This window comes from Streptomyces sp. MGP-BFMKR1 (genome assembly GCF_057766585.1).
Genome location: NZ_CM173408.1, coordinates 6,722,249 through 6,734,681 on the forward strand (window position 1 = coordinate 6,722,249; position 12,433 = coordinate 6,734,681).

General features: G+C 72.1%; 11 protein-coding genes. 7 read left to right on the top strand and 4 right to left on the bottom strand.

Features of this window, described 5'->3' with window-relative positions:
* The first annotated feature begins 32 nt into the window (after nt 1-32).
* Nucleotides 33-386 carry a HesB/IscA family protein gene (locus AC3CHW_RS26915; protein WP_176161209.1) on the top strand — a complete coding sequence of 118 codons (354 nt, stop codon included), beginning with the start codon at nt 33-35 and terminating at the stop codon, nt 384-386.
* 277 nt (nt 387-663) lie between these two features.
* Here AC3CHW_RS26915 and AC3CHW_RS26920 read toward each other — a convergent pair whose 3' ends face one another.
* Together AC3CHW_RS26920 and AC3CHW_RS26925 are read right to left on the bottom strand one after the other, a co-directional pair.
* Nucleotides 664-2,391, bottom strand: a complete 1,728-nt coding sequence (locus AC3CHW_RS26920; RefSeq protein ID WP_488468197.1) for a hypothetical protein — start codon at nt 2,389-2,391, stop codon at nt 664-666.
* Between the two features lie 248 nt (nt 2,392-2,639).
* Complete coding sequence (locus tag AC3CHW_RS26925) at nt 2,640-2,855, bottom strand: hypothetical protein (protein WP_381165726.1); 216 nt, start codon at nt 2,853-2,855, stop codon at nt 2,640-2,642.
* Between the two features lie 188 nt (nt 2,856-3,043).
* Here AC3CHW_RS26925 and AC3CHW_RS26930 point away from each other — a divergent pair, with 188 nt between their 5' ends.
* Nucleotides 3,044-4,030 (top strand): carbohydrate kinase family protein, encoded by a 987-nt coding sequence (locus AC3CHW_RS26930; RefSeq protein ID WP_217196457.1) that lies wholly within the window; start codon nt 3,044-3,046, stop codon nt 4,028-4,030.
* A 346-nt stretch (nt 4,031-4,376) separates the two neighbouring features.
* Here AC3CHW_RS26930 and AC3CHW_RS26935 read toward each other — a convergent pair whose 3' ends face one another.
* Complete coding sequence (locus AC3CHW_RS26935; RefSeq protein ID WP_488468198.1) at nt 4,377-5,969, bottom strand: aminotransferase class V-fold PLP-dependent enzyme; 1,593 nt, start codon at nt 5,967-5,969, stop codon at nt 4,377-4,379.
* Between the two features lie 517 nt (nt 5,970-6,486).
* Between AC3CHW_RS26935 and ctaC the strand changes: the two genes are divergently transcribed.
* From ctaC to AC3CHW_RS26955, 4 genes are all read left to right on the top strand, one after another.
* Nucleotides 6,487-7,449: an aa3-type cytochrome oxidase subunit II gene (ctaC, locus tag AC3CHW_RS26940; protein WP_176161205.1), complete on the top strand. Its 963-nt coding sequence runs from the start codon at nt 6,487-6,489 to the stop codon at nt 7,447-7,449.
* Entirely contained in the window at nt 7,446-9,179 is a 1,734-nt protein-coding gene (gene ctaD / locus AC3CHW_RS26945) for an aa3-type cytochrome oxidase subunit I (RefSeq protein WP_176161204.1), read from the top strand. The genes ctaC and ctaD overlap by 4 nt, the downstream gene beginning before the upstream one ends.
* Nucleotides 9,176-9,574 carry a cytochrome c oxidase subunit 4 gene (locus AC3CHW_RS26950; protein WP_187064191.1) on the top strand — a complete coding sequence of 133 codons (399 nt, stop codon included), beginning with the start codon at nt 9,176-9,178 and terminating at the stop codon, nt 9,572-9,574. Before ctaD ends, AC3CHW_RS26950 begins: the two co-directional genes overlap by 4 nt.
* Nucleotides 9,575-9,717: 143 nt before the next feature.
* Nucleotides 9,718-10,971, top strand: a complete 1,254-nt coding sequence (locus AC3CHW_RS26955; protein ID WP_398607796.1) for a L,D-transpeptidase — start codon at nt 9,718-9,720, stop codon at nt 10,969-10,971.
* 141 nt (nt 10,972-11,112) lie between these two features.
* Here the strand turns inward: AC3CHW_RS26955 and AC3CHW_RS26960 are convergent, their stop codons facing one another.
* A complete protein-coding gene (locus AC3CHW_RS26960; RefSeq protein ID WP_176161201.1) occupies nt 11,113-11,514 on the bottom strand; it encodes a DNA-binding transcriptional response regulator in 402 nt (133 codons plus the stop codon).
* Between the two features lie 271 nt (nt 11,515-11,785).
* Between AC3CHW_RS26960 and ctaE the strand changes: the two genes are divergently transcribed.
* On the top strand, nt 11,786-12,406 hold the full coding sequence (gene ctaE, locus AC3CHW_RS26965; protein WP_176161200.1) for an aa3-type cytochrome oxidase subunit III: 621 nt from the start codon (nt 11,786-11,788) through the stop codon (nt 12,404-12,406).
* Nucleotides 12,407-12,433: the final 27 nt, after the last annotated feature.

Below are 12,433 nucleotides of genomic sequence, written 5' to 3' on the forward strand. Positions count from 1 at the left end.
CAAGCAGTCCGTACAACCCGGGAGAGAAGCAGATGACGGTTCAGGACGACACCACCACGAGTGACGGCATCCTCCTGTCCGATGCCGCCGCGGGCAAGGTCAAGGCGCTCCTTGAGCAGGAAGGCCGCGAGGACCTCGCGCTGCGCGTCGCAGTTCAGCCTGGTGGCTGCTCCGGCCTGCGCTACCAGCTCTTCTTCGACGAGCGTTCGCTCGACGGCGATGTCGTGAAGGACTTCGGCGGGGTCAAGGTCGTCACCGACCGCATGAGCGCCCCGTACCTCGGTGGCGCCTCCATCGACTTCGTGGACACCATCGAGAAGCAGGGCTTCACCATCGACAACCCGAACGCCACGGGCTCCTGCGCCTGCGGTGACTCCTTCAGCTAAGGCCCCCGCCCCTCCGCGGGCGCACCCGCCCGCGGGGTCGAGGGTCCGACACGGCGGCCGACGGCGCACCGCGCCCCGGTCGCACGCCCGCCAGCCCGCCGCGCGCTCCGACCGCGCCGGCGCCCGGCTCGCGGCACAGCACGACAAAGGCGGCGGCCCCCGCCCCATGGCTTCCAGTCCATGGCCGACGGGGGCCGCCGCCTTCTTCGTGTCCGCCGCACTGCCGACGCTCTGACGCTCCGGCGCCAGGTGCCGTACGGGCCGTGCCGCGCTCGCGCTACTTGTCCTGCTTCGCGCCCTCACCCTTGGGCACGGACTCGCCGGTCGCGGCGTCCACCACCTCGCGGTCGCCCAGCGGCTCGTCGAGCGTGATCTTCTTCTCGAACTCCTCGGCGACCAGGACGCACTTCGCGCCCGGCTTCTTCTCCTTGCCCGTCACCCGCACGGTGACCGCCGAGTCGGAGGCGTCGGCGGTGGCCTGGTACGTCGAGCACACGCCGCCGTAGAACCGGACGGTCAGGCTCCGGCCGTCCGCGCTGTAGGACTCGATGTGCTTGCCCGGGCGGGTGCCGTTCCCGGACTCCCGGCTCGAGTCCCCGTCAGCGGGCGCCCCGGGGCCGGTCCTGGCGCCGATCACGTACTTCGGGTCCACGGCCGGGTGCGTGACGGTGAAGTCGGACTCGCCGTTCTTGGCGTCCGCCGGGCGCACCGTGAAGATCCACGAGGGCACCAGCACCTGCCGGCCCTCCTCGAACCGCATGCCGAGCCCGAACGTCGCCTCCCGCACCTCGTGCGCGGCGGACCGCTTGCCGCCGGCCGGCGCGCACGGCGCGATCTCCCGCTCGCCGTCCCCGGCGCCGCTCGCGCCGTCGGTGCCCTTCTCGGCCTTGGCGCCCTGGTCGCCCTTCTCCGCGTCGTCCGCCACGTCGGGCGCGGCCGGCTCGGTGTGGGCGCAGTCGCCGACGGGGGCCCGGCCCGCGTTGCCCGGGCCGGCGTTGAGCGCCTTGACGGCCTCGTCCGCGTCGATCAGCGGGTACTCGTCACCCTTGGCCAGCTTGTTGAGGAAGCCGTTGGCCCCGTCGACCCCGCCGTCCACGCCGACCTCCAGCGTGGTCTGCCAGCCGTAGCTGGGCAGCCCGTCGAAGGTCGGGTCGGCGGTCACGGCGCGGACCGCCCCGTAGGTGCGGCTCGCGTCCAGCTTCGCGTCGGACTGGCCGAGCGCGTCGAGTACGGGCTGCGCGGCCTTCCTGGCCTCGGCGACGGAGACCGGCCGCGAACCGCCGTCGGGCACCGCCGGCGCGTTCTTCGGGCCGCGCGCCTCGCGGCCACGCCCGGCGTCCTTGGTGCCGCCACCGGAGGTGCCGTCCCGCAGCGAGCCGCAGCGCGGGCCGGCCGGGCTGGACTGGGTGGCGTCGTCGGCGTCGCCCATGGTGTGCGGCGGCTCCAGGCAGCCGTCCCCGCCCGGCGCGCCGAACTTCGTGTACGACCAGCCGCCGGCGCCCGTCTCCTTCACGCGCAGCGTCGGGCTCATCCGGTCCGGGGTGCCGCCGACCTTCCACACGCCGCGCTCCAGCCGGGGCTCGCCGGCCACGCGCAACGCCTTGGCCAGGCGCTCCACATCGGCACGGGAGACCTTCGGGGCGGTGCGGTAGACCGGGGCCGTCTCCCGTGGCGCGGCGGGCAGTTCGCCGGGTGCCTGGTAGTGCGCGCGGCCGGGGCTGGGCTCGCCGGGGGCGATGCCCTCGCGCGTCCCACCCGCCTCACGCTCGTCGCTGGCCCGGTCGCCGATGGCCAGCGGCGCCGGGTCACTCGACCGGCCGCCGTCCTTCGATCCGCCGTCGTCGGAGGCCGACGACGCCCAGTAGGCGCCGCCACCGCCGACCACCATCACCGCCGCGGCCACCGTGGCGATGGCCCACGGGGAACGGCGCCTGCTCGCGGTCTTCGTGCTGGTGTGGCCGGGAGTCTCCTCGGAGAGGTCCTCGGGGGTGTCCTCGGTGCTCACGGTGTTACTCCTTCGGCTCCGCTCTTTGGTTCGGCTCCATCCCCGGGACGGGGACGCCGATGGGACGGAGCGGGGGAGCGGTCGGTTCCACCGGGCCGGTATCACCGGGTCGGCGTGGCACGGAAACCGGGCCGCCGCGCGCCCGGATGGCACGCGACGGCCCGAGGGCCCGAGCGGCGGGAACGCGGCCGGAGCCGGCCGCCCCCGCGGGCGGTGCGACCCGTCGCCGGCCGCCCCGCGCGCGGCGGTCAGTCGCCGTAGTCGGCCATGCCGTCCACCAGGTGAGCGGAGGCCGAGGGCACCCGTACGCCGCGGATCTGGGCCGGGCCCACCGGCGGCACGGCGTCCGCGGCGCCGCTGGCGGCCCAGCGCGGCGCCATCCGCGCGCAGTCGGCCCGCAGTTCGGCGAACGACTCCGGCTCGGCGGCGTGTACGGGAAGGTCGGGGGTGGCGTCCTGTGGCATGGGCTCTCCCGGTCCGTGGGGCGGCTGGCGCACACCCCGGCTGGGGGAACCGTAGGCACGTCGTACGCTGCGAAGAAAGCCCTACTATTGGGTAGTTTTGCCCGTTCGGCGCGGGGCGGCGGAGCCGGTAGCGTGAAGCGACCGTCCTCACCACCGTCCTTGTCGTCGCCCGCAGGAGCAGACTCGCCGTGCGCATTGCTGTCACCGGCTCTATCGCCACTGACCACCTGATGACCTTCCCCGGCCGTTTCGCCGACCAACTGGTCGCCGACCAGTTGCATACGGTCTCGCTGTCCTTCCTGGTCGACGCCCTCGACATCCGCCGTGGCGGTGTCGGCCCCAACATCTGCTTCGGGATGGGCGCGCTCGGCCTGCGTCCGGTCCTGGTCGGCGCGGCGGGCGAGGACTTCGCCGAGTACCGCGCCTGGCTGGAGCGGCACGGCGTCGACACCGAGTCGGTGCGCATCTCGGAGCTGCTGCACACCGCGCGCTTCGTGTGCACGACCGACACCGACCACAACCAGATCGCCTCCTTCTACACCGGCGCCATGAGCGAGGCCCGCCAGATCGAGCTGCAGCCCGTCGCGCAGCGCGTCGGCGGACTCGACCTCGTGCTGATCGGCGCCGACGACCCCGAGGCGATGGTCCGACACACCGACGAGTGCCGGACGCGCGGCTACGCGTTCGCCGCCGACCCGTCGCAGCAACTCGCCCGGATGGAGGGCGAGGACATCCGCCGTCTGGTGGACGGCGCCACGTACCTGTTCACCAACGAGTACGAGAAGGCGCTCATCGAGAGCAAGACCGGCTGGAGCGCCGAGGAGATCCTCGCCAAGGTCGGCACCCGGGTGACCACCCTGGGCGCGCAGGGCGTGCGCGTCGAGCGCGTCGGCGAGCCCGCCATCGAGGTGGGCGTGCCCGAGGAGAAGGCCAAGGTCGACCCGACCGGCGTCGGCGACGCCTTCCGCGCGGGCTTCCTCGCCGGCCTCTCCTGGGAGCTGACCCTGGAGCGGGCGGCGCAGGTCGGCTGCATGCTGGCCACGCTGGTCATCGAGACGCTCGGCACGCAGGAGTACGAGCTGCGCTCCGGCAACTTCGTCGAGCGGTTCCAGAAGGCGTACGGCGCCGAGGCCGCCGCCGAGATCACCCCGCACCTGCCGGCCGACCTGGTCTGAGCACCCCGCTCCGAGCGACCCGCTCCGAGCACCCCGCTCCGGGCGACCTCCAGCGAGCGACCTCCGCTGAGCGATTCGGGCGCGGGCGCGCCCGGCCACCGCGCCGGGCCCCGCGCCCGACCCGTGCGCGCGCCCTCGCGCGCACCCGAGCCCGCGCCCACCGCCCGTCCACCCCGCCGCACGAGCCCGACCAGCGGCGACGGGCGGCCGGGGACAGGCCGAACGGCCCGCCGGCCGGACGTGACGGAAGCGGTACGCGCCGCCGCCCACGGTGCCCCCAGTACGCGCCGCCGCCCTCGGCGCCCCCGGTACGCGCCGCCGCCCCCGGCGTCCCCGGGGCGGGGCGCTACCTGCGGCGCACCCAGTACGCCGCCCCGCGCTGCGCCGCGCGCTCGCCCACGTACTCCTGCCCCCGCATGTCGCACCAGGCCGGAATGTCCAGGCGCGCCGCGTCGTCGTCGGCCAGCACCGCGACCACCGCGCCGACCGGCACGTCCTCGATCACCTTGGCCAACTCGATGACCGGCAGCGGGCAGCGCTTGCCCAGCGCGTCCACGGTCAGCGCCGGCGCCTCCTCGCGCGCGTCGCCCCCAGCCCCGCCGCCGCTCTCGACGCCACCACCGGCCCCGACCCCGCCGTCGCTCCGGGCCCCCTCCCCGTCCCCAGCCCCGTCCCCGTCCTCGGCCCCGTCGCCGGCCGCGTCCGCGGCGGCCGAGCTCTGGGCGCCGGGCGCGTCCGCCACGCCCGACGGCGCCGCGCCGTCGGCGCGCGGCCCCCGTACCGAGGCCGACTCCCGCCCCGTCGGCGCCCCCAGCTTCGCGCGTACCGCCGACACGATGCCGGGCAGCAGCTCCAGGAACAGCTCCACGTCCGCCTCGGCCGTCCCCACCGGGAGCGACACGCGCACGTTGCCCTCCGACAGCACCCCCATCGCCCGCAGCACATGGCTCGGGGTCAGCGTGCTCGACGTGCACGAGGAGCCGGACGAGACGGCGAACTCCGCCCGGTCGAGCCCGTGCAGCAGGCTCTCCCCGTCGACGTACAGGCAGGAGAAGGTGACCAGGTGCGGCAGTCGCCGCGTCGGGTCCCCGACCACCTCCACGTCCGGCACCAGCTCCGGCACCCGGGTCCGGATGCGGTCGACCAGGCCGCGCAGCCGCAGCGCCTCGGACTCGGCCTCCGCGCGCACGGCGCGCAGCGAGGCCGCGGCGGCGACGATGGCCGGGATGTTCTCGAACCCCGCCGACCGGCCCGACTCCCGCTCGTCCACCGGGCCCTGCGGCGCGAACCGCACGCCCTTGCGCACCACCAGCAGCCCCACGCCCGCCGGCCCGCCCCACTTGTGCGCGCTCGCCGTCAGCAGCGACCAGCCGCCCTCGACCCGGCCCCAGCCCAGCGACTGCGCGGCGTCCACCAGGAGCGGCACGCCCGCCGCGCGGCAGACCTCCGCGACGTCGGCCACCGGCTGCTCGGTGCCCACCTCGTGGTTGGCCGACTGGAGACAGGCCAGCGCGACGGGCTCGGCCGACCCGCGCAGCGCGTCGGCGTACGCGGTGGGCGCCACCCGACCCGTACGGTCCACGCCGACCTCGGTGACCGTGCCGCCCGCGACCGTGTGGGCGGTGGCCGCGTGGAGTACGGACGAGTGCTCGACCGCCGAGACGACCAGCCCCCGGCCGACCCGCCGCCGGCCGGCGAGGGCGCCCGCGATGCCCTGGTGCACCGCGCGCGTCCCCGACGCGGTGAAGACCAGTTCGTCGGGGCGGCAGCCGACGGCGTCGGCCGCGGTCTGCCGCGCGGCGTCGAGCAGCAGCCGGGCCCGCCGCCCCTCCCGGTAGAGCCGGGCCGGGTCGCCCCACCCCTCGTCCAGGGCGGCGAGCAGCGCCTGCCGGGCCACGGGGTGCGGGGGAGCGGAGGAGGCCGCGTCGAAGTAGGGCACGCGACGACGCTAGACGACCGATGCGCCGAGCGCCGTAGCGCGGCTCACGCGGCGTCGCCCGGGCGGACCACGGAACGCCGGGCGACCGGCCGCCCCGAGGGGTGGCCGAGCGGACCCGGCCGCGCCCGGTCGCGCGCGGGCGGTTCCGGTCAGGCCCGCTCAGCCCCGGTCAGCCCCGGTCACCCCCGGCCGGGGCCCGCCGCCGAAGCCGGGCCCCGGCCCGCGCGCGACCGGCGGCGCGCGCCGCCCCGACCCGGCGTTCGACCAGGCAGCCGCCCCTTCGGCGGGCCGCCACAGGGCGCCGTCAGCACACCGTCAGATGCCGTCCGGAGCCGGCTGTTCCACCCCTTCGGGGCCCGGACCGGCGCGTTGGGCACCCTCCCCGCGCGACCTCAAATAGCGTCCAGTAGGGTTTGGTCCGCATAAACATCCAAACCCCTGCCCGCAGCGGGCCGGCGACCGACCAGCGAGACGGCCGCAGCCGGCCGCACGGGCGAGACTCTCGGGAAGGCGCTACGTGAGTCCCAACGGCTCCGACCGCTCGTCGCGGCGCCCGATGCGGCGGAAGCTGCCGCAGGCGCTGGCCGCGGGCCTGGTCCTCGCGACCGCTACCGGTTGCACATCCAAGGACTTCCCCCGCCTCGGAATGCCCACCCCCGTCACGGAGGAGGCGCCGCGGATTCTCTCCCTGTGGCAGGGCTCCTGGGCGGCAGCACTTGCCACAGGCGTGCTGGTCTGGGGCCTGATCCTGTGGAGCGTCATCTTCCACCGGCGCAGCAGGACCAAGGTCGAGGTTCCCCCGCAGACGCGGTACAACATGCCCATCGAGGCGCTGTACACCGTCGTGCCGCTCGTCATCGTCTCGGTGTTGTTCTACTTCACCGCGCGCGATGAGAGCGAGCTCCTCAAGACCTCCAAGAAGCCCGACCACGTCATCAACGTCGTGGGCTACCAGTGGAGCTGGGGCTTCAACTACATGGAGAACGTGGACGGTGATCTGTCCACACCCGCGAAAACCCCCAAGGAGGTCGCCGGCATCCCGGACCGGATGCTGAAGGCCGTGCCCAAGGGCGCCGAGGGCGTGTACGACCAGGGCATCCCGGGCGACCGTGACCCGGACAAGGGTTGGCCGGGCCCGACGCTGTGGCTGCCGAAGGGCGAGACGGTCCAGTTCGTGCTCACCTCGCGGGACGTCATCCACTCGTTCTGGGTGATTCCGTTCCTGATGAAGCAGGACGTCATCCCGGGCCACACGAACCGATTCGAGGTGACTCCGAACAAGGAGGGCACCTTCATGGGTAAGTGCGCCGAGCTCTGCGGCAAGGACCACTCCCGGATGCTCTTCAACGTCAAGGTGGTTTCCCCCGAGGAGTACCGGAAGCACCTGAAGGACCTGGCGAAGAAGGGTCAGACCGGATACCTCCCGGCAACCATCAAGCAGACGGACGCCGCCAAGAACGCGGAGACCAAGAACCAGTGAGCATCCTCAACGAACCTCAGGGTGCCGCCGCCGACACGGCAAAGGCAGCACCACCCGAGTACCGGAAAGCCCCCGGCAGTGCCGTGGTGAAGTGGCTGACCACGACCGATCACAAGACGATCGGCACGATGTACCTGGTCACCTCGTTCGCGTTCTTCTGCATCGGCGGCGTCATGGCGCTGTTCATGCGCGCCGAACTCGCTCGCCCCGGCACGCAGATCATGTCGAACGAGCAGTTCAACCAGGCGTTCACGATGCACGGCACGATCATGCTGCTGATGTTCGCGACGCCGCTGTTCGCCGGATTCGCCAACTGGATCATGCCGCTGCAGATCGGCGCGCCCGACGTGGCGTTCCCGCGGCTGAACATGTTCGCCTACTGGCTGTACCTCTTCGGCTCGCTCATCGCGGTCGGCGGGTTCCTCACCCCCAACGGCGCGGCCGACTTCGGCTGGTTCGCCTACTCCCCGCTGTCGGACGCGGTCCGCTCGCCGGGCGTCGGCGCCGACATGTGGATCATGGGTCTGGCCCTCTCGGGCTTCGGCACCATCCTCGGCTCGGTCAACTTCATCACCACGATCATCTGCATGCGCGCTCCCGGCATGACGATGTTCCGGATGCCGATCTTCACCTGGAACGTGCTGCTCACCGGTGTTCTGGTGCTGCTCGCCTTCCCCGTGCTCGCCGCCGCGCTGTTCGCCCTGGAGGCGGACCGTAAGTTCGGGGCGCACATCTTCGACGCGGCCAACGGTGGCGCACTGCTGTGGCAACACCTCTTCTGGTTCTTCGGCCATCCAGAGGTGTACATCATCGCCCTGCCGTTCTTCGGCATCATTTCCGAGGTCATCCCGGTCTTCAGCCGCAAGCCGATGTTCGGCTACATCGGTCTGGTGGCCGCGACGATCGCCATCGCCGGTCTCTCAGTGACGGTCTGGGCGCACCACATGTACGTCACAGGCGGCGTGCTCCTACCGTTCTTCTCCTTCATGACCTTCCTTATCGCGGTGCCCACCGGTGTGAAGTTCTTCAACTGGATCGGCACCATGTGGAAGGGCAGTCTGAGCTTCGAGACGCCCATGCTGTGGGCGGTCGGCTTCCTGATCACCTTCACCTTCGGTGGTCTGACCGGCGTCATCCTGGCCTCGCCGCCGATGGACTTCCACGTCTCCGACTCGTACTTCGTCGTCGCGCACTTCCACTACGTCATCTTCGGCACCGTGGTCTTCGCGATGTTCTCCGGCTTCCACTTCTGGTGGCCGAAGTTCACCGGCAAGATGCTGGACGAGCGGCTCGGGAAGATCACCTTCTGGACGCTGTTCATCGGCTTCCACGGCACGTTCCTGGTGCAGCACTGGCTGGGCGCCGAGGGCATGCCCCGCCGGTACGCCGACTACCTGCACGCGGACGGCTTCACCACGCTCAACACCATCTCCACCATCAGCTCGTTCCTGCTGGGCCTGTCCGTACTGCCGTTCTTCTACAACGTGTGGAAGACCGCGAAGTACGGCAAGAAGGTCGAGGTCGACGACCCGTGGGGCTACGGCCGTTCGCTGGAGTGGGCGACCTCCTGCCCGCCGCCGCGGCACAACTTCCTCACGCTGCCGCGGATTCGCTCCGAATCCCCGGCGTTCGACCTGCACCACCCGGAGATCGCCGCGCTCGACCAGCTTGAGAACGTCGGGCACACCGAAGAGAAGGCCCTCGCGGGTGGCAAGGAGGCAGGCAAGTGAAGATCCAAGGCCGGATGTTCATCTGGCTCGCCGTCTTCATCCTCGCCATGGCGATCGTCTATGGCGTCTGGTCCAAGGAGCCGGTCGGCACGACCGCGCTGTTCCTGTCCTTCGGCCTGAGCATGATGATCGGCTACTACCTGGCGTTCACCGCGCGCCGGGTGGACGCCGGAGCGCAGGACAACAAGGACGCTGACGTCGCTGACGACGCCGGTGAGCTGGGCTTCTTCAGCCCGCACAGCTGGCAGCCGCTGTTCCTCGCGGTGGGTGGCTCGTTCGCCTTCCTCGGTGTGATCTTCGGTTGGTGGCTGATGTACTTCTCGGCCCCGATCATCATGATCAGCATCTTCGGCTGGGTCTTCGAGTACTACCGGGGCGAGAACCGCACCCAGTAGGCACACCCGTCCGCCGTACGGCCCGGACGTCCCCCACGGGGGCGTCCGGGCCGTACGCGTGCCGGGCCCCGTCACCGCCGTGGCCGCCCCTCGTTTGGCCCGCTGCGCGCGCCGAAACCGGCCGCCGTTCTTAGCGTGTGGTCATGAGCCACACCTCTCGCTCCCGAATACCCATCCGCTGCGCCCTCCTGGTGACGCCGCTGGCGATAGGCGCCGTGGCCTGCGCGGGCTCCCCCTCCGACCCGCTGGCTGACAAGCCGTACGACGCCGCCGAACAGGTGGTCTTCAACGGCGACCCGCACGGCCGCCAGGCCGACCCGGACCAGCCCCTGGAGGTCACCGCCAAGGGCGGCGGCAGCCGCATCACCGACGTGACCGCCACCGACGCCACCGGTCGCTACCTGCGCGGCGAACTCACCGCCGACGGCAAGCGGTGGCGCTCCACCGCCCCGCTCGCGGCAGGCGCCCACTACACGCTCCGGGTGAGCACCGAGAACGCCGACGGCAGGCCGGGCCGCAGGACCATCAGCTACGACACCGCCCCCGCCGACACGTTGCTCCGCGTGCGCTTCGGCCCGGACAGCGGCACCTACGGGGTCGGCCAGCCGGTCACCGCCGAGCTGAGCGCCCCCGTGAAGAACCGCAAGGATCAGGCCACCGTGGAGCGTGCCCTGCGCGTCAGCTCCCGGCCGGCCGTCGAAGGCGCCTGGCACTGGGTGGACGACCGGAGCCTGCACTACCGCCCGCGCGCGTACTGGCCCGCCAGAGCCACCATCACCGTGCGCAGCCACCTGGACGGCATCAAGGTCGCCGGCGGCCTCTACGGCGGCCCCACCAAGCCCCTCACGCTGCGCACCGGCGCCAGGATCGAGGCCGTCACGGACGCGGCGGCGCACCGGATGACCGTACGGCGCGACGGCAGGACGCTGCGCACCATCCCCGTCACCACCGGCAAGCCGGGCTTCGACACGCGCAACGGCGTCAAGGTCGTCCTCGCCAAGGAGTCCTTCGTCCGCATGCGCGGGACCAGCATCGGCATCGCGGAGGGCAGTTCCGAGTCGTACGACCTGCCGGTGCACTGGGCCACCCGGGTCACCTGGAGCGGCGAGTACGTGCACGCCGCGCCCTGGTCGGCGGGCTCGCACGGCGCCGCCAACGTCAGCCACGGCTGCACCGGCATGAGCACCGCCAACGCCCGCTGGTTCTTCGACACCGTGCGCCCCGGGGACCTGGTGACGGTCACGGGCAGCGGTGGCACCACGATGACGCCGTTCGACAACGGCTTCGGCGACTGGAACCTGTCCTGGGACAAGTGGCGCCAGGGCAGCGCCCTCACCACCGGCCCGCGCGACGGCGGCGACCCGGCCGACGCGGCCCGACTGCGCCCGGCGATCTGAGCCACGGCCGGTCCGGGCACGGCGGCCCCGCCGCCCAGGCGGCGGCCCACGACACGCCGAGCCGCCCACCGCATGCCGAAGGGGGCCCGACCGCTCCCGCGGTCCGGACCCCCTTCGCCGTCGACCGGCTGTGCGCCGCTCTCAGGCGCTGATGGCCCGCTTCTGGCGCAACAGCCCGGCCAGCGCGTCGGCGAGCGCCACCGGGTCCACCGGGAGCGTCACAGCGGCCTCGGCGCGGCTCCAGGTGGCCAGCCAGGCGTCCTGCGGGCGGCCCATGAGCAGCAGCACCGGAGGACAGGCGTAGATCTCGTCCTTGATCTGCCGGCACACGCCCATGCCGCCGGCGGGCGCGGTCTCGCCGTCCAGGACGCAGACGTCGATCCCGCCGGCCTCCAGGGCCTCCAGGACGGCGGGCAGGGTGGCGCACTCCAGGTACTCGACCTCGGGGACGTCCGCCGCTGGTCGCCGCCCGGCGGCCAGCCGCACCTGCTCGCGGGTGCCCGCGTCATCGCTGTAGACCAGCACCGTGGCAGTGGGCCGCATCTTTCCTCCAGGCAGGTGGACGGCACGGAACGGACTGGGTCCGTGGGGCGGATGCTACTGCGCCGGGGCCCGTGGCGAGGAGAGGTCGTACGGATCTTCCCCGGGCTCGACGGGGCGTCAGGAGGGCTGGCGCGCGGAACGCGTTGCGGAGCCCCGGATACCGTTTCCCTCCTTCGAGGGACCGCCGCAATAGGCCGTACGAGCCGCTTGAACAGCCTTGACACTCCGAACGGGACCCCCCGAGGTGAGGGCGGGATAAGCGACCGACATAATGTCGGTCGTGGCGACAGCAACAGCAGTAGATACCGGGCACGCGCACCCGTCGGTCAACCGGCCGAACCTCACCAGCGTCGGAACCATCATCTGGCTGAGTTCCGAGCTGATGTTCTTCGCGGCCCTCTTCGCGATGTACTTCACCCTCCGATCGGTGACCGGGGCAGAGCACTGGAAGGAAATGGCCGATGCGCTGAACTTCCCGTTCTCCGCCACGAACACCACGATCCTGGTGCTCTCCTCCCTCACGTGCCAGCTCGGCGTCTTCGCCGCCGAGCGCGGTGACGTGAAGAAGCTGCGCATGTGGTTCGTGGTCACCTTCGTGATGGGTGCGATCTTCATCGGCGGTCAGGTCTTCGAGTACACCGAGCTGGTCAAGCACGAGGGGCTCACGCTCTCGTCCGACCCGTACGGTTCGGTGTTCTACCTGACCACCGGCTTCCACGGGCTGCACGTGACGGGCGGACTCATCGCGTTCTTGCTGGTCCTGGGCAGGACGTACGCGGCCAAGAGGTTCACGCACGAGCAGGCGACGGCGGCCATCGTCGTGTCGTACTACTGGCACTTCGTCGACGTCGTCTGGATCGGCCTCTTCGCCACGATCTACATGATCAAGTAACCGGTCCCGCACCGGACCCGCGTTTCA